The sequence below is a fragment of the Enterococcus eurekensis genome, from assembly GCF_042654605.1.
In the GTDB taxonomy this organism is placed as follows: Bacteria; Bacillota; Bacilli; order Lactobacillales; family Enterococcaceae; genus Enterococcus_I; species Enterococcus_I eurekensis.
In genome coordinates this window covers 87,301-109,081 of record NZ_JBHSGT010000054.1, presented here as the reverse complement: position 1 = coordinate 109,081, position 21,781 = coordinate 87,301, and the positions used below count along the sequence as shown (strand labels likewise).

Annotated in this window: 19 protein-coding genes and 1 riboswitch; of the genes, 4 read left to right on the top strand and 15 right to left on the bottom strand. The window is 38.2% G+C overall.

Annotation, left to right across the window (positions count from 1 at the left end; genetic code table 11):
* Positions 1 to 465: 465 nt before the first annotated feature.
* The 11 genes from pknB to ACFO3L_RS08800 form a co-directional block, all read right to left on the bottom strand.
* On the bottom strand, positions 466 to 2,664 hold the full coding sequence (gene pknB, locus ACFO3L_RS08850; RefSeq protein WP_379966176.1) for a Stk1 family PASTA domain-containing Ser/Thr kinase: 2,199 nt from the start codon (positions 2,662 to 2,664) through the stop codon (positions 466 to 468).
* Positions 2,657 to 3,400, bottom strand: a complete 744-nt coding sequence (locus tag ACFO3L_RS08845) for a Stp1/IreP family PP2C-type Ser/Thr phosphatase (protein ID WP_379966173.1) — start codon at positions 3,398 to 3,400, stop codon at positions 2,657 to 2,659. Before ACFO3L_RS08845 ends, pknB begins: the two co-directional genes overlap by 8 nt.
* A 15-nt stretch (positions 3,401 to 3,415) precedes the next feature.
* Positions 3,416 to 4,768 carry a 16S rRNA (cytosine(967)-C(5))-methyltransferase RsmB gene (rsmB, locus tag ACFO3L_RS08840; protein WP_379966170.1) on the bottom strand — a complete coding sequence of 451 codons (1,353 nt, stop codon included), beginning with the start codon at positions 4,766 to 4,768 and terminating at the stop codon, positions 3,416 to 3,418.
* Positions 4,755 to 5,711 carry a methionyl-tRNA formyltransferase gene (fmt, locus tag ACFO3L_RS08835; protein WP_379966167.1) on the bottom strand — a complete coding sequence of 319 codons (957 nt, stop codon included), beginning with the start codon at positions 5,709 to 5,711 and terminating at the stop codon, positions 4,755 to 4,757. Before fmt ends, rsmB begins: the two co-directional genes overlap by 14 nt.
* Positions 5,704 to 6,195 (bottom strand): peptide deformylase, encoded by a 492-nt coding sequence (def, locus tag ACFO3L_RS08830; RefSeq protein ID WP_379966164.1) that lies wholly within the window; start codon positions 6,193 to 6,195, stop codon positions 5,704 to 5,706. Before def ends, fmt begins: the two co-directional genes overlap by 8 nt.
* Positions 6,196 to 6,210: 15 nt before the next feature.
* Entirely contained in the window at positions 6,211 to 8,622 is a 2,412-nt protein-coding gene (priA, locus tag ACFO3L_RS08825) for a primosomal protein N' (protein ID WP_379966161.1), read from the bottom strand.
* 128 nt (positions 8,623 to 8,750) lie between these two features.
* Positions 8,751 to 9,050, bottom strand: coding sequence for a DNA-directed RNA polymerase subunit omega (gene rpoZ / locus ACFO3L_RS08820; RefSeq protein WP_379966158.1), 300 nt, complete (start codon positions 9,048 to 9,050; stop codon positions 8,751 to 8,753).
* A 6-nt stretch (positions 9,051 to 9,056) separates the two neighbouring features.
* Positions 9,057 to 9,671 carry a guanylate kinase gene (gene gmk / locus ACFO3L_RS08815; protein WP_379966155.1) on the bottom strand — a complete coding sequence of 205 codons (615 nt, stop codon included), beginning with the start codon at positions 9,669 to 9,671 and terminating at the stop codon, positions 9,057 to 9,059.
* Between the two features lie 130 nt (positions 9,672 to 9,801).
* The gene (locus ACFO3L_RS08810) at positions 9,802 to 10,683 is read right to left on the bottom strand and encodes a YicC/YloC family endoribonuclease (protein WP_379966152.1); all 882 of its coding nucleotides are present in this window, start codon (positions 10,681 to 10,683) and stop codon (positions 9,802 to 9,804) included.
* A gap of 15 nt (positions 10,684 to 10,698) precedes the next feature.
* On the bottom strand, positions 10,699 to 10,917 hold the full coding sequence (locus ACFO3L_RS08805; RefSeq protein ID WP_379966149.1) for a YdbC family protein: 219 nt from the start codon (positions 10,915 to 10,917) through the stop codon (positions 10,699 to 10,701).
* A gap of 13 nt (positions 10,918 to 10,930) precedes the next feature.
* A complete protein-coding gene (locus ACFO3L_RS08800) occupies positions 10,931 to 11,641 on the bottom strand; it encodes a class A sortase (RefSeq protein ID WP_379966146.1) in 711 nt (236 codons plus the stop codon).
* 249 nt (positions 11,642 to 11,890) lie between these two features.
* On the opposite strand from ACFO3L_RS08800, the gene ACFO3L_RS08795 reads away from it, so the two are divergent.
* Positions 11,891 to 12,658, top strand: coding sequence for a hypothetical protein (locus ACFO3L_RS08795; protein ID WP_379966143.1), 768 nt, complete (start codon positions 11,891 to 11,893; stop codon positions 12,656 to 12,658).
* Between the two features lie 144 nt (positions 12,659 to 12,802).
* Here the strand turns inward: ACFO3L_RS08795 and thiT are convergent, their stop codons facing one another.
* Positions 12,803 to 13,393, bottom strand: a complete 591-nt coding sequence (thiT, locus tag ACFO3L_RS08790; RefSeq protein WP_379966140.1) for an energy-coupled thiamine transporter ThiT — start codon at positions 13,391 to 13,393, stop codon at positions 12,803 to 12,805.
* 59 nt (positions 13,394 to 13,452) lie between these two features.
* A riboswitch (TPP riboswitch) is annotated at positions 13,453 to 13,553 on the bottom strand.
* 199 nt (positions 13,554 to 13,752) lie between these two features.
* Between thiT and ACFO3L_RS08785 the strand changes: the two genes are divergently transcribed.
* The 3 genes from ACFO3L_RS08785 (at position 13,753) to ACFO3L_RS08775 (ending at position 18,031) form a co-directional block, all read left to right on the top strand.
* The gene (locus ACFO3L_RS08785) at positions 13,753 to 15,495 is read left to right on the top strand and encodes an ABC transporter ATP-binding protein (protein WP_379966136.1); all 1,743 of its coding nucleotides are present in this window, start codon (positions 13,753 to 13,755) and stop codon (positions 15,493 to 15,495) included.
* Positions 15,482 to 17,365, top strand: a complete 1,884-nt coding sequence (locus tag ACFO3L_RS08780; RefSeq protein WP_379966133.1) for an ABC transporter ATP-binding protein — start codon at positions 15,482 to 15,484, stop codon at positions 17,363 to 17,365. The genes ACFO3L_RS08785 and ACFO3L_RS08780 overlap by 14 nt, the downstream gene beginning before the upstream one ends.
* A 144-nt stretch (positions 17,366 to 17,509) precedes the next feature.
* Positions 17,510 to 18,031, top strand: coding sequence for a cyclase family protein (locus ACFO3L_RS08775; RefSeq protein ID WP_379966130.1), 522 nt, complete (start codon positions 17,510 to 17,512; stop codon positions 18,029 to 18,031).
* Between the two features lie 202 nt (positions 18,032 to 18,233).
* On the opposite strand, the gene ACFO3L_RS08770 is transcribed toward ACFO3L_RS08775, so the two are convergent.
* The 3 genes from ACFO3L_RS08770 to purR form a co-directional block, all read right to left on the bottom strand.
* Positions 18,234 to 19,214, bottom strand: a complete 981-nt coding sequence (locus tag ACFO3L_RS08770) for a ribose-phosphate diphosphokinase (RefSeq protein ID WP_379966127.1) — start codon at positions 19,212 to 19,214, stop codon at positions 18,234 to 18,236.
* Positions 19,215 to 19,328: 114 nt separating this feature from the next.
* The gene (gene glmU / locus ACFO3L_RS08765; RefSeq protein WP_379966124.1) at positions 19,329 to 20,711 is read right to left on the bottom strand and encodes a bifunctional UDP-N-acetylglucosamine diphosphorylase/glucosamine-1-phosphate N-acetyltransferase GlmU; all 1,383 of its coding nucleotides are present in this window, start codon (positions 20,709 to 20,711) and stop codon (positions 19,329 to 19,331) included.
* A gap of 173 nt (positions 20,712 to 20,884) precedes the next feature.
* On the bottom strand, positions 20,885 to 21,703 hold the full coding sequence (gene purR / locus ACFO3L_RS08760; RefSeq protein WP_379966121.1) for a pur operon repressor: 819 nt from the start codon (positions 21,701 to 21,703) through the stop codon (positions 20,885 to 20,887).
* Between the last annotated feature and the right edge of the window lie 78 nt (positions 21,704 to 21,781).

The window sequence follows — 21,781 nt, the reverse complement described above, 5'->3', positions numbered from 1 at the left end:
AACAAATTGGAAAACGTCTTGAAACATTGATATATATGATATTAATGTTTTGGAATTGTGAAGCTTTACGAGCTTCTTAAGACCTGATTCCGCTCATAAAAAACACATAAAAGTTCATTTTCCTTCCATACCACAGATTCTAACAATTTTGTAAAAGTCTGAATCGCCCACTAATTTATCATGATAAACAAACTTTATCACTCGTTATGATAATTTGTAACAAAAATGATAATTCGTTTATATATTTGAGGTTGTCTTTTGAATCTGTATTTATCTGTTCGAATAGAATAATTTCTGAATTTTACTACTTTGTTCGGAGCTCTCACTTTATATTCAAAGATTGAAAAAATATTTTTTTGCATACTTTCGACTATGAAGTTCGGGACTTACTCTCTATAAATCATACCTACTAAAAAAAGCACCCAACCGATTAAAATATCGATTGAGCGCTCTTTTTTTATTTATCTATGGAACTTGAACAGTCGTTGCATTTCCAACTTCTTGGCTAATTTCTTCGCCACCATCACGACCAACAAAAACGGTCGCGACTTCGCCTTCATAGACGGTAATCGAAATACCGACTGTTTGTGGCGTTGAATTGGCAGTTAGCTCTAGTTGTTGTGCTTGGCGATGGTCGCCATTATTATCAGTTACCCAAATAGTCACCGTTTGGGTTGCTGGTCCGTCCTTTTTAAAGCTTGCTTGCACGTTGACAGTGAACGTTTTAGTTGCTTTGGGTTCGCTCGAATCTTGTCGTTCTGGTCCTTTTGAGATGACTAAATCCACAGTAGAGTTTTTAGCAACTTCTGTCCCGGCAGATGGACTGTAACTAATTACACGCCCCTCTGCAATATTTTCATCAAATGCATTGCTGATATTCCCAGCTTTTAATTCTGCATCTTTTAGTTCATCTAGCGCGCTTGATTCCGTTAAATTATCTAAATTTGGAACTTTCGTTTTTTCTTCACCTTTACTAACAACAAAAGAAATTTTCGTTTTTCCGGGAATCACATCTGCTCCACCAGGAGGCGTCTGTTCAATAATTTGACCGACTGGTTCAGAACTATTTTTTTCTGTCACCGTCACTTTATTTTCACCTAAGCCCAGGTCGTCAAGACTTGCACGCGCAATGTCTTCTGTCGTACCAATGTAATCAATCATTGAAATTGGACGTGGTCCTTGACTGACCATTAATTCAACTTCCGTGTCCTTGGCAGCAACTTCCGTACCTGCTTCAGGTGTTTGCTCTATTACTTCACCTTCAGGAACTTCATCATCGTAATCTTCTTTTGTTTTAATATTGGCATCAACAAAATCCGCATTACGTAGATCACGTTTAGCATCTGTTAACTTTTGTCCCGTCACGTCCGGCATTTTAATTTTTTTACTGCCACTACTTAAATATAAAGTAATTTCTCTTTTTTCTTTTACTTGTGCACCCGCTTCGGGTGTCGTTTTAACTACACGGCCTTCTTCAATCGTATCATCGGCAATTTCTTTCGTTTCGGCAGCGACTTGTAAGCCTACTTCACGTAGCGCGTCACGAGCAGCAACTTCAGTCATTTCACTAACATCGGGAACTTTGACTTGGCCATTACCGTTAAACAAATAGAAACTAGCGAATGCACCTGCAGCAATCAGTGGCAGTAGTAACAACCATAGCCATTTTTTCTTGCCTTTTTTTACTGGGACATCTTCGACTTCTTCTGCTTCCGACTTTATCTCAGATGTAGCCATTTTAGCAAAAGATTCGGGCATCGGTGCATCTGGCGCTAATGTCGTTAAAATTTTCGTCTCACTTAATATTGCTTTTGGTTCCCAACGAGGCTCATTTAAACGGTCTGGCGATAAAACGGTAGCTAAATCTTCCCACATTTCATCTGCACTTTGGTAGCGATCGGCCGTTTCTTTAGCTGTTGCTCTCAACACAACATTTTCTAACGATTGTGGAATATTGGGATCAAATAAATGTAATCCTGGTACATCTTCTTGGAAATGTTTTAAAGCAATTGTAACGGCTGACTCGCCATCAAATGGTACTTGGCCGGTCAACATCTCGAATAAAATAATACCTAACGCATAAATGTCGGACTGATTCGTCGCCATACTCCCACGTGCCTGTTCTGGTGATAAATAGTGCACCGAACCAAGCATTGTATTCGTTTGTGTAATCGATGTTTCTGAAAGTGCAATTGCAATCCCAAAATCGGCAATTTTAACAGTTCCGTCTTCATCCATTAGAACATTTTGTGGTTTCAAATCACGATGAATAATTCGATGTTGGTGGGCTAAAGCAACCGCCGACAAAATTTGTTGCATAATACTGACAATTGTTTGGAATGGTAACGGATAACGCGTTTGAATGTAACGTTTTAAATCCATGCCCCGAACATATTCCATGACCAAATACTGCATACCATCTTCTTCACCAACATCATAAACCGCGACAATATTGGGATGAACTAATTCCGTCGCCGCTAATGCTTCTCTTTGAAAGCGACGAATCGCATTTTGATCATTTTGAAAATCAAAACGTAAGACTTTCACCGCTACCTCTCGATTTAGGATTAAGTCTTTTGCTAAATAAACATGTGCCATACCACCACTGCCAATGGTACCTAAAATCAAGTAACGTCCATTTAACTTTTTACCCACTTCAATCATGGTTGCTTCCTCCTAAATCAATTAATATAACCGTGATATTGTCTGTCCCCCCTCGTTGATTAGCGGCATCAATTAATGACTGGCTCGCCAATTGCAAGGAAGTATTTTGACTAATAATCGTTGTAATTTCTGTTTCAGATAACATATTGGTCAGACCATCTGAACACATTAAAATGCGATCATTTGGTCGAATGTTATGAATAGCCACATCTACCTCTATCGTTCCAGGCATCCCAACCGAACGCGTAATAATATTTTTACGTGGATGAACTGCTGCCATCTCCGGAGTGATTTCACCCGATCTTACAAGTTCATTAACAAGGGAATGGTCTTCAGTCAAAGGTAACAAACGACCTTCTCTTAAAACGTAAATCCGACTATCACCGACGTGGGCTAATGTTAATTTGTTTTCTAAAATTGATACGGCTTCGAGTGTTGTTCCCATACCAGACAAAGCCATATCTTGTTGTCCGTGTTCATAAACCCGCTGATTTTCATTTTGAATTTTTTGAATCAGCCACTTAACAGCTGCTTCACTCGAAGTGATATCAGTCATTTCCCAGCTCTTGCCAATTTCATTCACCGTTAATTGACTAGCAATATCCCCCGCTTGATGTCCGCCCATTCCATCAGCTAGTAAGGCCAATACTTTATTGGACTGGTTGGTAAAAACATTTGCGTAATCTTGATTATTCCTACGTTTTTTGCCTTGGTCACTTTGAAAATAAAATTCCATCTTCTTTCCACCTCGTTACTTTTTACATAAACAACTAATAAAGAATCCATCCGTCATAAATGAGTGAGGATAAAGCGTCAACATATTTTCTTGAATACTTGCATCCAAAACAGATGAAACAGCTAACGGTGCTTGCTCAAATTCTGGGTGTGTCGCTAAAAATTGTTTCACCACATTTTGGTTCTCATCTGACACAATTGTACACGTACTATAGACTAAAATACCACCTGGTTTTAACGTTGGTGCTGCATGATTTAAAATATCTAATTGGATTTCAGGCAATTTCTTAAAATCGCTCGCTGTTTTATTGTATTTAATGTCTGGTTTGCGACGCATCAAGCCTAGACCTGAACAAGGTGCATCGACTAGAATACGATCAAATGACTCTGCTGGAAAAGCCTCATCCGTCGCGCGTGCATCCATGACTTTGGTTTCGACAACATCTGTGACGTGTAAACGTTTGGCGTTGTCATCAATTAAACGCACTTTATGCTGATGAATGTCTAACGCTGTGACCTTGCCACCTTTTTCAGCATCTAAATACATCGCAATATGCGTTGTTTTTCCGCCAGGTGCCGCACAAGCATCCAATACTTGATGACTCGCTTCTAACTGTAAAGTTGGCGCGACAAGCATTGAACTTTCATCTTGAATCGTCAATAAACCATAAGCAAACAATTGGCTTCCCGCTAAAAATCCTCGTTCAGCAATGATGCCATCTGGACTAATCGGACTAGCTGTCGCTTCAATCCCTTCAGCTGCTAACTGTTCAATTGCAGCTTCACGTGTGATGTTTCGACGGTCAATCCGACCACTAACGTGGCTTGGTTTAAACAAAGACAGACCTAATTTTCTTGTTTCTTCGATACCCATTGCCGTGATAAATTTTTCGACTAGCCAACGTGGCATACTGATTTCTGTTGCTAAGCGTTTGATTGGATCCTTGATTTGCTCTAAATCTGCGACTCCTTGGCGTTGAACATTACGTAAGACGCCATTGACGAATTTACTTGTTCCAATATTGCCACGAACTTTAGCAATCTCGACTGCTTCATTTAAAATCGCATGACTCGGTACTTTATCTAAATATAATAATTGGTAAAGCGAGAGCTGCAATAATAGCCGCACCCAATCTTCCACTTTTTTCGCATTTTGGATAAATGGTTGCAGATAATAATCCAACAGTTGTTGACGAGCGATTGTGCCATAAACAAGTTCTGTTAATAAGCGTCCATCTTTTTCATTAAGATCTCTAGTTGTGATTAATTCTCTTAGCAAAAGATTCGAGTAGGCTCCCCCTTTATTGACTCTTTCTAAGGCTTCAAGTGCGACAAAACGCACCGTTTTTCTTAATTTACTTGGCTTCATCTTGCCCCACCTTTTGATTGACTGCTACTTTTTGACCACTACCATTTAAAAAGACCGCTATTTCTTGTAATCCTTTACCAGCTGGTTGTAATTGATCAACCGTTAAGACCGTTCCTTGACCACAAGCAATCTTCAGTTGTTTTTTATCTCGATAAATAATTGTACCCGCAGATTCAGTTGTTGTCTCATCTAGTGGGGTCACCGCAACAATTTTCCAACGCGTACCTTCATATGTTGTATGAGCAACTGGCCATGGTCGCATTCCACGGACTTGCCAATCAATTTCTTCTGCGGTTTTGTTCCAGTCGATGATTTCTTCTTCACGCGTAATATTTGGAGAGAAAGTCACTAAACTTTCATCTTGCGGGATTGGCTTAATTTCATTTGCTAAAATCCCTGGTAAGGTTTCAATTAATAATTCCATTCCGACTTGGCTTAACTTATCAAACATTATTCCAACATCGTCTGTTTTTGTAATCGGAATCGCGCGTTGCGCATAAATTCCACCGGCATCCATTTTTTTTATCATTTCCATAATCGTTACGCCCGTTTCTTTCTCACCTTTCATAATTGAATAGTGAACAGGCGCGCCACCACGGTATTTTGGTAACAACGAAGCATGCACGTTAATCGCGCCATGTTTTGGTACTTGTAATAATTTCTCCGGTAAAAATTGACCAAAGGCAGCCGTGACGATTAGATCCGGTGCTAATTCTACAATCTCTGCCATTTCTGGAGAATTGCTAATTTTTTCTGGCTGTAACACTTTTAAGCCTAAACGCAATGCCGCCTCTTTAACAGGTGTAGCTGTTATCACTTTTTTCCGACCTACTGGACGATCCGGTTGCGTCACGACTGCTACGACATCATAATCATTTTCGACCAAGCTTTCTAAAATTGGAACAGAAAATTGCGGTGTGCCCATAAAAACAATTTTAGTCATTTTGATGTTCCTCCATATACCTTTCTAATTCTTCTTCCGGAATACGATCGATGATTTTATCAATAAAAAGTTCACCGTTCAGATGATCAATTTCATGTTGAAAAGCGCGTGCTAAATAGCCATAAGCTTCTACTTCCATTTCATCACCTTCTCGGTCATAATAACGGACCACGATTTCATCTGGGCGTTTAACGGTTCCAAAGACATGGGGAATACTTAAACAACCTTCGACATCAATGTCTTCACCTTTAGCCGAAATAATCGTAGGATTAATTAATTCGAATAAATCGCCTTCTTCAACCTCAACGAGTGCCACGCGAATATTTTTACCAATTTGTGGTGCGGCAATTCCAATGCCATCATGAGCAATCATAGTCTCATGCATATCGTCTAATAGCGTCCATAATTCTTCCGTAATTTCAGTCACTTCACGATTTTTTTTCGTTAATTTTTCATTTGGGTGGATAATAACTGGATAGCGCATAAGAGCCCTTCTTCCTTAAATAAAGTTTAATGGTTCATAGTCAATCGCAACAAATAAATTTTGACGTTGCTCTACTTGACTTGTTTCTAAAATTTCACGCAACATCTGATGCAATTGCGGTTCTTGTTTGTATTTTAAAATGAGTTGATAATGGTAACGATTTTTAACACGGGCAACCCCACTTGGAATCGGACCCAGGATTTGACTGTTCGCACTTAAGCCTTGCTTTAATTTTTCAGCAATCTGATACATTTTTTTTGCTGCCATTTCTTCGGATGGATGACTCGCTGAAATTTTAACTGTAAAGTAATATGGCGGATAACCACTTTGGTGACGTAAATGCATTTCTTGCCGATAAAAGGCTTCGTAATCTTGGGCTTGAGCTAAGACGATACTATGATGCTCGGGATTAAACGTTTGAACAATTACTTCTCCTGCCTTATCACCACGACCCGCTCGGCCACTAACTTGTGTTAACAATTGAAAAGTCCGCTCACTCGAACGAAAATCAGGCAAATTCAAGGCGGTATCCGCATTTAAAACACCGACTAGCGTAATATTCGGGAAGTCGAGCCCTTTAGCAATCATTTGTGTGCCTAATAAAATATCCGCTTTTTGCTCTTCAAAAGTCTTTAAAATCCGTTCATGCGCGCCTTTTTTACGTGTCGTATCGACATCCATGCGTAAAATACGTGCTTCTGGATAGAGTGCTTGCAATTCCTCTTCAACCTTTTGTGTCCCTGTGCCATAATAACGAATCTTGCGGCTCTTACAGTCTGGACAAATTTGCGGAATCGGTTCTTGATGGCCGCAGTAATGACAAGCCATTTTTTTAATATCCATATGTAGCGTTAACGAAATATCACAGTTGGGGCAATCTTGAACATAACCACAATCACGACACATCATAAACGAGGAATATCCCCGGCGATTTAAAAGCAAAACAATTTGTTCTTTTTTTGCTAGCCGATCAGCAATTTTTTCTTGTAACAGATAAGAAAAAGTACTCGTATTTTTTTGCGCATATTCATCTTTTAAATCCACAATCGTCACTTGTGGTAATTGTGCGGCGTTATGGGCTCTTTGCGTTAAAAAAAGGAGTTCATAGCGTTTTTTTTGACCCCGTGCCCGTGATTCTAAAGATGGCGTTGCACTGCCCAACACAACCGGGCAATGATGGTATTGACTACGCCAAATGGCTAAGTCACGTGCATGGTAACGAGGCGCTTCATCTTGTTTGTACGTCGCTTCATGTTCTTCATCAATAATAATCAGCCCAATATTTTCAAGTGGAGCAAAGACCGCTGAGCGTGCACCGACTACAACTTGTGATTCACCCCGTTCAATTTTACGCCATTCATCGTATTTTTCTCCTTGAGACAAGCCACTATGTAAGACCGCTACAGCTTTCCCGAAACGGCTTTTGAAACGTTGGACCATTTGCGGCGTTAGCGCAATTTCAGGAACGAGCATCATCGCTGTTTTCCCTTTAGCTAAAATTTGGGCAATGGATTGTAAATAGACCTCGGTCTTTCCACTACCCGTAACACCTTCTAGCAAGAAGGTTGTGGCCTCCGCGTTTGATTCGGCACTGACAATTCGTTCGACGGCATGGGCTTGTTCTCTATTCAGTTCAAAAGGTTGTGTCATGGGAAAATCGTGGTCCTTAAAAGGATCACGATACGTCTCTACTTCTTCAAATTGTAACCAGCCCAGCGCTTGTCCCTGATTCAAATGAGCGGTCGTTAATCCTTGGGCAGTATAAAAAGCCACTGTTTCTCGTGGTGTTACTTTTAAGGTCTCAATTAATTGGTGTTGGCGCAAAGCGTTGGGCCGAATCGTAGCCTTAAAATCGGAAAAATTAGCCTCTGTAATCAAACTAGTAACATGGCGAACCATTTTTTTCTTCGTTTTTTCTTTGACTACATAGCGAACATCGACTACTCCTGCTGCTCGTAAACGTTGGAACCGTGGAAGTTCTCCCGCGTCTTCGACTACCTGCCATGCAATTTCCTTTTGATTTTGAAAGTAGGTTTCACTTACGTCATTCGAGTCATCAATTAAAACAAATTTCTTCTCGTAGGCCGCTTTCATTGCAGCTGGTAACATCGTTTGAAGACAGGTAATTTTAAATGAAAAAGTCACGTCTTTCATATAGTCCGCTAATTGTAACAATTCTTGATTGACAACTGGCGCTAAATCAATCACGCGAGTCAATTCTTTTAAAACAAGTGCTTGGTTGGTCGGTGCTTGGTCAGATAGAGCCATAACAAAGCCTTGAATGTGTCGATTCCCATCACCAAAAGGCACTTCAACCCGCATGCCTGGTGCGATTATTGCTTGCCATTTATCTGGCACACGATAGGTGTATGGCTGATCGGTTTGCATCGTTGGTACGTCAACAATGACTGCCGCATATTTTGACATGACCCTTCCTCCTCCTTCTTTCTTCTTATTCTACTAAAGTTCAATCTATTTGTCTGTAAAGGACTTAAATCCTTATTGGTTTTTAAATATAAAAAAGTCTGGATGATTTCTCCAGACTTTAGCAACTTTTATTGATTTTGGCGAACTTTTGCTTCCAAATCTTTTTGTTCTTGTTCTTTCGCAGCTTGACGTTCTTCTTCTTCAAGCTTCAAGCGAGCACGTTTAACTTCTGGATGTGGATCATTGACAATCGTTTCTGCTTCGATTTCTTCTAATGCTCTTCCCACGCTCTTAACGGATTCAAATTTATCAACAGTTGCTTGTGCGCCTGCTTCTAATTCGTGTGCACGTTTACTAGCTAAAATCACTAATGAGTATTTTGAGTTTACACGATCCAACAATTTATCAATCGACGGTTTTAACATCATGGTTTCTTACAACTCCTCTAACATTTTTCTATATTTTCCAATTACACGTTCTACTCGAAAATGTTCACTGACAATAATATCTTTGATTCGAGTCACTGCTAACGGAACTTGATCATTTACAACGGCATAATCGTATAAGGCCATCATTTCAATCTCTTCGCGAGCAACACGCATCCGTTCGTCAATCACATCAGGTGCATCGGTACCACGACCGGTAATACGTGAACGTAACTCAACTAAATCAGGCGGTGTTAAGAAAATAAAAACGCCATCTGGCACTTTTTCTTTTACTTGTTGCGCACCTTGAACTTCGATTTCTAAGAATACATCTTTTCCTTCATCTAAAGTCTTTTGAACATAAGATAGCGGCGTACCATAGTAATTACCGACGTATTCGGCATACTCTAGCATTTCGCCGGCTGCTATTAATTCTTCAAATTCTTCACGTGTACGGAAAAAATAATCAACGCCTTCGATTTCTCCAATGCGTTTTTTTCGTGTCGTCATTGAAATCGAGTATTCGAATTCGTTCCCTTCACTTTCAAAAATGGCTTTACGAACTGTACCTTTTCCGACACCGGAAGGGCCAGATAATACTATTAATAATCCACGCTCTGTCATGTTGAAGTCCTTTCGTTTTAAAGATTCACTATTCCCTATTGTGCACTTTTTTTCAGCAATTTTCAAGATTTAGTTTAATATAACGCTTTTTTCTTAATTTTTTAGTTGCTTTTTCTCATAATTAAGGCTATTATTCAATATTTTGAATTTGTTCACGGATTTTTTCAAGGGTTGTTTTCATTTGAACGACGTGGTGTTTGACTTCAATCGTACTAGATTTCGAACCAATCGTATTAACCTCACGATTCATTTCTTGAACTAAAAAGTCAATTTCGCGACCCACCGGCTCCGTACGATGTAAAAGCTCCTCAAAGGTTTGCAAATGAATCGTTAAACGATCCAATTCTTCGTGAATGTCACTTTTTTCAAGTAAAATCACCATTTCTGTTAATAAGCGCTCTTGCTCAACGGTCGTTCCCAGATATTCTTCAAGTTTCTTCTCAAAGCGCGCTTTGTATTCCACTTCAAAAGTAGCGGTAAAGTCAGAAAGTGCCATCAAATGCGTTTGTAAGACGGCCTGATTGTCTTTCAAGACTTTATGAATTCCTATCCCTTCAATTTCGCGCGAGACAAGATTTGCCAAAGTTGCTTCTTTGATCGCTTCTACTACAATCTGCTCAAGTGAATCATCCATCATCGGTTTTTCTTGAATTTCTAAAAAAGCGTCTTTTTGCAAAAAATTCTCAACGAGACGTTCAACATTTAGATGTGTTTGAAAGCGTTGTGTCATTTCTGATTCAACAGATTGGACTAAATGTTCAATCAAATCCCAGTGAACAATCGCCTCTTTGCGTAAATCGTTTTTTTCAGTCAATGTAATAAAGACTTCCACTCGTCCACGATTTAAATAATTTTTAATTGTTTGACGAATTTGATTTTCATAAGCATTTAACTGGCGAGGCATCCGTAACTGGAAATCTAAAAAACGATGATTGACGCTCTTAATCTCAATGTCGATTTGATAATTATCCGTTACTTTCAATGCTTTGCCAAAACCGGTCATACTTTTCATGAGTTGCCTTCCTTCTTACATCGTTTGGATGAGTTTCTTTAAATTTTCAAATTCTTCATTACTCAACGTAACACCTTTACCCATTTTTTCATGGTTCGGTGCCCAGTCACGTAAATCAAATTTAGCCGGATTACCATTCCAGCTAACTAAATTCAATTCTTTACGCCAACCTTTTGCGTTTTCTGATAATACACCAATTTCTTCTAAAATTTCATATGAAAATTCACTCTTCATTTTTTTCACTCCTTTAAAATGTTTGTTGTTCCATGGAAAAAGCCGCTAACATGTCTTTCGTAGCTTCTTTGACAGAAGTTATCTCAGTTAATTCACCTTGGACTAACCAACGGGTCACGCCTTCGCGTTCACCACAAGTAATCAATGTCACCATATTTTTATCTTCAACCAAATCTAAAACTTCGACTTCCGTTGGTTCAATTCGTTTAGAAACCGTTACGTTATACGTATAAATATTTTCTAAGTCGGTTAAATAAACGATTTCATCTATTTTTACTTCATCTAATCGTGTAAATAAAATCGTCGTGTCCTCAATTCGATGACTAGCTAGAGCATAATTGCCCTCACCCATCTTTTGTTCTGGATCAAACGTCCCTGCACCAAATAATAAAGCATCATTATTTAGACCTTTAAAAATAGGCAGCTGCACTTCAATACTAGGAATTGCCACACCGCCAATTACCGGTAAGATTTTACCGCTTAGCTGGGCTCGAATCACCGCGTCTAAATCGACCGGCTTGACTTGATCAAAATCAAATGTTGCTTCTTGGGTTAGCCCATTTTCAACTTGTTCACGACTAATCGCTGAAACTTGATAATCGTCTTTAGAACGGCTCAAGAGGAAATTTTTGATTGGTTGATTAAAAATTAAAGCTAATCCGACTAAAAATAAAAGAAACAGCCCACTATTAATCAGCAAATTTTTAATTTTTTTACCTTTCATCTTTCTCTTCCCCTCCTTTTTCGATCATTTATCGTCTTGTTATTCATTTTAACACATGACTTGATTTTAATCCGTTATTTTCTTTAATGCTTAACTGCTAACAGAACTATTTTTTACCAAATTATTTTACAAAAGATAACGCTTACTACAATGTTTTGTAATCTTATTTTAACGGAAAAGAAACAAGCATTTTACTTTGATATATTGTAAAATGAAAGAATAGAGAGTTTACAAATAGGAGGGGAGAAAATGACAGCGCCACTTTATGTTCATTTGGACACGACGAGCAATACCGTTTTAACGCAAGGGATAACACCGCGCGATTTTTATCATGGTATTACCCACCAGCCAAAAAATATTTTGTTATTAAATGCAAGTAGCGACCAAGGTGAATTTGAGAGTCACACAACGATGAAAATCATTCGTGGCTATGCTGACATTACTCACTATTTTGATAACTTACACAAGAGTTCCTCTTTATTAGACAAACGTTGGATTGATTTCACAGAGTTAGATATGTTGAAAGAGTTAACACCTTTAGAAATTTCTGAATTGTTATATTTTGGTCACATGAAAACCCACCTGTACTCACCTTTTTTCTATAAATTACAAAACAACTTTGTTTTTTTTGAACTTGAAGGTGGCATCAATCGCACTTATTATCGCTATTTAGATGAATTTTATCGCATTTTAGCCCTCAAAATTAATCATATGACGTTAGAATTATTAAACGCACGAACAACCTTTTTCCGTAAAGCCCAACCGGTCGCAAAAATTAACATTGAATTATTAAAAACACTCAAGGAAGCCTTTAAAGAAGGCGTGATTATCGCTATTAACCAAGCAGAATCAACAAAAAACGAGTTGCAAATTCCATTGCTTTATTCAGAAGATGGTCCTTTGTCAATCAAAAAAAGAACAAATAATGCCGATTATTTATTAGGTTACCTCATTTATCATAAAGATTTAGGATCTTGGACACTCGATGTTGAAGATGAGTTAATAGGTATTAATTAGCCATTTACTAGGAATGTAACCGATGTTACATTCCTTTTTTTATCCTCTTTTAAATATTCGCACTTTCACGGTATTATTTTCACCTGATGAGCAATCAAAAATTTGTATAAGAAAAAGGATGCGACTTCAGCCACATCCTTTTTCTTATTTTGAATTTTCGGTTTTAATCGCGAATGAATCGGTTGGAATAAACAACTTTGGTACCATTTTATATAAAATAATCGTCACGACTATCGTTACAGCCCCAGTTGCTAAACCACTGATACCATTCATTACAAGTGAAAAGACTGCAGGTGACATGCCCCAAAGTGCATACGAACCCCAGAAAATCCACCCCGCGACAAAGTGCCAGAAGAAACGTGCCAGTGCACCAACCAATCCACCTAAAACAATCGCCTGCAATGCTTTTCCTTGATTGGATTCAGCAATTGCTTGCTTCAATGGATTTGCATATAACCCTGCAAATCCTGCAAATAAAAAGGCTAGTAAATATTCAATTAATACTTGAGGGACACTCAAAAAATAAATTTGGCCTAAGGGAAAATGAATGATCCCCCAGATAAATCCCGCCATCAATCCTGGTTTCAACCCCCGTCGTAAGGCAAAAATCGTTAATGGAATTTGCCCTAACGAAATCGTAAAACTGGAACCGATATTCGTTGGCAGCATCGATAAAGTAATCGCCAATGCCGCAATGATTGTTCCTTCCATCATCACTCTTGTTCTCCCTTGCATATAAAAAAACTCCTCCTTGCAGAATCATCACAATTCACAAAGGAGAAGCATAATATTATACTTCAACTCGTCACAATTCCTACGTTCGCATAACCGAAACAGGTACGAAGGGTTTAGAGTAATACTCATTCTCAGCTCGAAGGCTCCCCTTTGTGATTAGATTCTATTCTATTTTTAATACCATTACATTCTAACATAGTTTCCTTAGAAAGACAGTCTTTAGATTTTTGTGCTCGCTTGTGAATTCCAATAATTGACTTTTTCTATAAAATTAACGACAATAACAAAAGGAATAATGTTAAGTGACGTCTTAATCAGCACTTACATTGAATAAATTAAATTTAAGGAGTATGTATTTTATGATTAAAAAATTACTAAGTCATGTCGGCGAATACAAAAAGGCAACGCTTTTAACCCCGCTTTTTGTCACGCTCGAAGTGATTTTAGATATTTTCATTCCGCTTTTAATGGCGATGATTGTCGATCGAGGGATTAACGGTCGCAGCCAAAAAGATATTTTATGGATTGGTGCGGCCCTGATTGCCAGTGCGATACTAGCCCTCATTTTCGGGATGCTGTCTGCCCGTTATGCTGCTACCGCATCCGCTGGTTTTGCTAAAAACTTGCGTCAACAAGTCTTCGAAAACATCCAAAAGTTTTCCTTTTCAAACATCGATCGATTCTCTACACCGAGTTTAGTAACCCGTCTAACAACCGATGTAACCAACGTACAGAATGCCTTTCAAATGACGATCCGAATTTTGGTTCGTAGCCCTTTACTCTTTATTTTTTCTCTCGTTATGGCTTTTCGTTTAAATAGTGAACTAGCAATGGTCTTTTTAATCGTTATTCCTTTCTTAGCCATCGGGTTGTTTTTAATTATTAAATTCGCCCACCCAGCTTTCAAACACGTTTTTCGAATTTATGACCGTTTAAATCAAGTTGTACAAGAAAACTTACAAGGAATTCGAATTGTTAAATCTTATGTCAAAGAAGAACATGAAGTGAAGAAATTTAGCGATGTTTCTCAGGATATTTACAAGGCTTTCTCAAAAGCAGAACGAATTGTAGCGTTAAATCAACCGGTAATGCAAATTGCTATTTATACAGCCTTACTACTTATTTCGTGGATTGGGGCTAATCTAATCGTTGTCGGCTCAATGACCACTGGTGAATTAATGAGTATGTTTATGTATGTCATGCAAATTTTAGTTGCGTTAAATATGATGTCGATGGTCTTTGTCATCTTAATTATTTCACGCCCTTCAGCTGAACGAATGATTGAAGTGTTGGATGAAAAGAGTGATTTGACTGATCCGTTAGATCCGACTGAAACAATCCCTGACGGTTCAATTTCATTTGAAAACGTTGATTTTAGCTACACGAATGACCCAGATAAACTTGTCTTGAAGAATTTAAGTTTCACGGTTCAATCTGGCCAGACTGTTGGTATTATTGGCGGAACCGGTAGCGGTAAAACTAGCCTAATCCAATTAATTCCGCGACTTTATGATGCGACTAACGGTAACATCCGTGTCGGTGGTCGAAATGTTAAAGACTATAGTCTACATGCCTTACGTGATGCCGTCGCCGTTGTTTTACAAAAAAACGTACTCTTTTCAGGCACGATTAAAGAAAACTTACGCTGGGGGAATGAGCATGCAACGGATGAAGAAATTATCGCTGCTAGCCGTTTAGCCCAAGCTGATTCTTTTGTCCAAGGCTTCCCTGATGGCTATGATACGTATATCGAACAAGGTGGTAGTAATGTCTCTGGTGGACAGAAACAACGCTTAACCATCGCCCGTGCACTATTAAAAAATCCTAAAATATTAATTTTAGATGATTCAACCAGTGCTGTTGATACAAAAACGGATGCTCTAATTCAAGCAGCTTTTTATGAAACTATTCCAAATACGACTAAAATTATCATCGCTCAACGCATCACTTCGGTTGAAAAAGCTGATCTTGTGATTGTTATGGACGAAGGGCAAATTAACGGCATTGGCACACCCGCCGAATTATTAGCAAACAATCAGATTTATCAAGAAGTTTATCAATCGCAACAGAAAGGATTTGGTACTGCAAATGAAGCCGAATAAACAAATGAAAGCCACCCACCAAGTCCAAACGTTAAAACGACTACTCAGTTATTTAATTAAAGATTATCCGATTCAATTAATTATTGTCTCGTTAGCTATTTTTGTCACATCGTTTGCAACCGTTAAAGGTTCACTCTTTTTACAAGTCGTGATTGACGACCACGTGACGCCTTTACTCAATACACCTGGTCAAAAAGACTTTTCCGGGTTATTAAAAGCTGTAATAACGATGGGCTTGATTTATTTAGCAGGGGTCATTACTTCAATTATTTTTAACCAATTGATGGTTACTATCTCCCAAGGCTCACAAAAGAAAATTCGTGATGAACTCTTTGAACATATGGAAACTTTACCACTTTCATACTTTGACACACATCCAAAAGGCGATGTCATGAGCCATTACACGAATGATATTGATACGTTACGCCAAATGCTTTCACAAAGTGCACCACAGCTCTTACAAGCAATTGTGACCCTTTTCAGTGTATTAATCGCCATGTTTTCGGTAAGTTTACCGTTAACTTTATTTTCATTAATTTCGATTACTTTAATGGGCTTTACTATTCGTAAATTAAGCAGCTTAAGTGGTCGGTATTTCGCCGGTCAACAAAAGTCATTGGGTGAAGTAAATGGTTACATCGAAGAAATGATGAATGGTCAAAAGGTCGTTAAAGTTTTCAATCACGAGGAAAATGCCATTGAACATTTCACAAAACTAAATAATGAACTCGCTGAAAATGTCACAAAAGCTAATCGTTATGCGAACATTTTAATGCCAGTCATGATGAACTTACTGAACATCCAGTATGTTTTAATTGCGATTATCGGTGGGTTATTAAGTATTAATGGTGTTGGTGCCCTAACAATTGGTGGCATCGCAGCATTCTTACAATTAAGCCGTTCATTGAATATGCCTATTAGTCAAATCTCACAACAAATTAACTTTATTATTATGGCCTTAGCCGGTGCAGAACGTATTTTCAATTTGATGGATGAGCCTTCTGAGGTTAATAACGGAAATGTCACCCTCGCCAACGTGGAATATATCGATGGGCAACTCGTGGAATGTCAAAAACAAACGCAGCATTGGGCTTGGAAAAAACCAAATATGGATGGGACTTTTACTTATGTGCCATTAACCGGTGACGTACGCTTTAATCAAGTTGATTTCTCTTATACACCTAAAAAGAAAATCTTGAAAGAGATCACCTTGTTCGCTAAGCCAGGACAAAAAATTGCTTTTGTTGGAGCAACAGGTGCCGGAAAAACAACGATTATCAACTTAATTAACCGTTTCTACGATATTCAACACGGAGAAATTTTATACGATGGCATTAACATTCAAGACATCGAAAAAGATTCATTACGCCGTTCTCTAGGGATTGTGTTACAAGAAACCCATCTTTTCACTGGGACTATTAAAGAAAATATCCGCTACAGTAAACTTGATGCAACCGATGAAGAAGTTATTGCCGCTGCTAAATTAGCCAATGCCGATTACTTTATCTCGCATTTACCACAAGGTTATGACACGGTCATTACCGGTGATGGTGAAGGTTTATCTCAAGGTCAGCGTCAATTACTTTCAATTGCACGTGCTGCGATTGTTGACCCACCGGTTATGATTTTAGACGAAGCGACTTCAAGTATCGATACCCGGACTGAACGAATTGTTCAAGAAGGAATGGATGCCTTGATGAAAGGTCGGACGGTTTTTGTTATCGCCCATCGCCTATCGACTATCCAAAACTCCGATGCCATTATCGTCTTAGACCAAGGTGAAATTATCGAACGTGGCGACCATGACGAATTACTTGCAAAAAAAGGCACGTACTATCAACTGGCAACTGGCCAATTGGAACTCGATTAAGTACCTCGCCTTTTTAAAATCTAATACTTAAATGAAAAGCATAATCAATTTGGCTTGAACGCCCATTTTGATTATGCTTTTTCTTGTTTGATTGAACCTTTTGTCTTACAATTTAATTAATCACACGATAAAGTGGAGGATGCTATGAAAATCATTGATTTATCTCAAACGATTCATTCAGATATGCCCGTTTATCCAGGCGATCCTGAAGTGAAAGTTTCGCTTGTTCACACCTATAAAACCCATTCTTGGACCTTACGTAAACTCGAATTGAGCACACATACAGGCACACACGTGGATGCTTTTTCACATATGCATGAATCACTTGCATCCTTAGATGAGATTCCACTTGAGCGTTTCTTTGGTGAAGCGCGTGTTGTCTCGGATAAAATCCCTTTAAAACAAAGAATTGGTTTGTTTTTTGTAGAAGAAATTTCTTTAGAAATGCTTGATACCTTACTCCAAGCAAAACCAAATTTTGTTGGCGGTCATCTCACAGAAGATTTAGAAAGAGCACTTTTAGCCAATGAAATCATTACCTATACCGATCTAATCAACTTAGAGCAACTGCCTTTTGACTATTCTTTTACTTTCTATGGGCTACCCTTAAAAATTCAAGAAGGCGACGGTTCTCCCGTGCGGGCAATCGCTATTTTAGAAGAGTAACTCCCAACGTTTGAAGGGATTAGTAGATTAAAAATAAAAATATGGTTACAATCACAGTCCCCGAAATTTCTATTTCGGCCCATCTATTTTTTACTAAAGACATTGTATACATTAAAAAGACCATCGATAATTATTTTAATGGTTCAAACGATGAATAGCCAAAAAAAGACAAAATCTGAACGATTTTGTCTTTTTCTTTTATTTATTTTTCTATATTATCAATTGATTCAAATAATGGACTCACGGGTTTGTTCTCGTGGATACGTTTGATTGCTTCACCCATTAAGTTACCGACACTGATTTCATCGATTTTATCAATACGACGATCCGCTGGTAAGTTAATTGAATCTGTCACAACTAAACGTTCAATTGCTGAATCTTGGATACGTTGCAATGCTGGACCTGATAAAACAGGGTGTGTACAAGAAGCGTAAACCGCTTTTGCTCCTGCTGCTTTCAGTGCATTGGCTGCTAATGTAATTGTACCAGCCGTATCAATCATGTCGTCAATTAAGACACACGTTTTTCCTTCAACGTGACCAATAATATTCATCACTTCAGCAACGTTCGCTTTTGGACGACGCTTGTCAATGATTGCAATTGGTGTTTTTAAGAATTGTGCTAGTTTACGGGCACGTGTCACACCACCATGGTCTGGTGAAACAACAACAACATCATCGCCTTCAATTCCTTTTTCTAAGAAATAGTTGGCAATTAATGGTGCGCCCATTAAATGATCAACTGGAATATCAAAGAATCCTTGAATTTGAGCGGCATGTAAATCTAATGTTACCATACGGTCTGCTCCAGCGATTTCAAGCATATTCGCAACAAGTTTTGCAGTGATTGGTTCACGTGAACGCGCTTTACGATCTTGACGAGCGTAACCATAGTATGGCATTACGACGTTAATTGTTTTTGCACTCGCACGTTTTAAAGCATCAATCATAATTAGTAACTCCATTAAATTGTCATTTACTGGACTACTTGTTGATTGAATAATATAAACGTGTGCACCACGAATACTTTCTTCAATGTTGACTTGAATTTCACCATCACTAAATTGTTTGACCGTACATTTCCCTAGTTCTACTCCAACAGATGCTGCAATTTTTTCGGCTAAAGGTCGATTTGAGTTTAACGCGAAAATTTTTAATCTTGGATCGAAATAATGATTTGACATGAGAACCTCCACTTTCTTTTCCCTTCCATTAAAAAATGACCACTAATTATGTATCAGACTTGAATCATCTTCCTCATAAATAGTAGTCATTTTTTTCTAATAAATCAAGTAATATTATTGGAAATCTTGGAAATACGGAAATTTCTTAGCAAATTCTTCTTTGTTCTCCTGTTTTGCTCGAGCAATTCCCATCGCAAACTCAGGAACATCCTTCGTAATTGTCGAACCAGCTGCTACAACCGTGTTTGCATCAACCGTTACCGGTGCAATCAAATTCACGTTTGATCCAATAAAACTACGATCGCCAACGGTTGTCTGATATTTGTTCTTACCGTCATAATTAACAAACACAACCCCGCAACCAATATTAATGTCTTCACCTAATGTTGCATCACCAACATACGTTAAATGCCCAACTTTCGTTCCATGACCAATCGTTGCTTTTTTGACTTCAACAAAGTTACCAATATGAACATTTTCTCCAAGGACTGTGCTTGGACGTAAGTGTGCAAAAGGTCCCACATCAGTGCCTTGAGCAATGCTTGTTTCTTCAACAACTGACGCTTTGATTTCGACATTATCACCAATCACACTATCCACAATTCGTGAACCATTTGTCACAGTACAATCTTCGCCAATCACCGTTTTCCCTTTGATTGTCACATTGCCTTCAATTACCGTATCACTACCAATGACTACGCCAGTATCAATATAAGTCGTTGCTGGATCAACTAACGTGACACCATTAATCATATGTTGATGATTAATCCGTTCACGCATTAATTGATTCGCATTCGCTAAAGCTACACGGTCATTGACACCTAATGATTCATTGAAATCTTCTGTTTGGTAAGCTGCTACACTATGGCCTTGAGCTTTTAAAATTTCAACAATATCCGTTAAGTAATACTCACCTTGGGCATTGTCGGTGTTTAAATTCGCTAAAGCACTAAAAAGTAATTCATTATCAAAACAGTATGTCCCTGTATTAATTTCTTGGACACGCGCTTCTTCAATCGTTGCATCTTTTTGTTCAACAATTCGATCAACAATCCCAACATGGTCACGAATAATGCGACCATAACCGGTTGGATCTTCCGCTTGCGCTGTTAAAATAGTCGCAGAAGCATTTTTTCCTTGATGGTATTCAAATAAATGATTTAATGTTTGACTTGTCAATAACGGAGTGTCGCCACTAATTACTAAAGTCGTCCCTTTTTTACCTTCTAAAAATTCAGCTGCTTGCATAACCGCATGACCAGTTCCAAGTTGTGCTTCTTGCAACGCGTAAACACTACGCTCGCCTAATTGTGCTTGAACTTTATCAGCTCCATGACCGACAATCGTAATAATTTCAGAAGGATTTGTATCTGTTACTCTTTGTAAAATGTGCTCAACCATTGGCTGGCCACAAACTGGATGCAAGACTTTATATAATTTTGATTTCATTCGTGTGCCTTTACCGGCAGCTAGAATAATTGCGTAACGTGTTTCCACGAGAACCACTCCATTTCCGTATTTTGCTTGTTTAAGTGTAGCTTAATTTTCTACTATTTTCAATAAAAGATTAACATGCTGTATAAAGACGAACAATCCCATAGAAGTTCAATACTTCCATGGGATTGTTATTTTCATATTTTTTAGAAATCATTATACCACTGCAATTACTGTTAATCGTTAAAGTAATTGCCTGGTACCACTTCAATTGTTTTCGTTTGAGTATCAACTGATTCTACAAATAGTAGTGAATTGTAATCAGCGATAGCACGCTTGCCTTTAAAGTTTCCTTCGGCAAAGACCGTTACACCAACCAATTCCGCTTCAAACTCCTCAATCAGACTTTGCATACCATTAATTGTACCGCCGCCTTTCATGAAATCATCGACTACTAATACACGTGAACCACGTTTTAAGCTACGTTTTGAAAGTTCCATTTTTTCAATACGTTCAGATGATCCCGATACATAGTTCACACTAACTGTTGAACCTTCTGTAATTTTTGAATCACGACGAACAATGACAAAAGGAACATTTAAGTAATAAGCAACCGCTTGGGCAATTGGCACACCTTTTGTAGCAATTGTCATAACAGCATCAATTTTCTTATCTAAGTAATTCGATGCAATGATGCGACCCACTTGGCGTAATAACTCCGGATCGCCTAATAAATCAGATAAATAAACATAGCCACCTGGTAATAGGCGGTCCTGTTCTGACAAGCGCTCTGATAAATCTTCAATATATTCTCTAGCAGCTTCTTTTGTGATCATTGGAATAAAAATCACACCACCTGCAGCACCTGGAATCGTATTTAAAATTCCAGTCCCTCTTTCTTGAAATGTTTTCTTTACAATTGCTAAGTCTTCACTAATCGATGATTTTGCAGATGCATATCTTTTCGCAAAATAAGTTAATGAAATTAATTTATGTGGATTTTCCAATAAATAATGTGTCATGTCTATTAAGCGCTCACTACGACGTATTTTCAAAAAATTCAACTCCTCTATTTTTCTTCATAGTTATTATATCGTGTTTTACAACTTATTTCGAGTATTATCTCCCTTTTT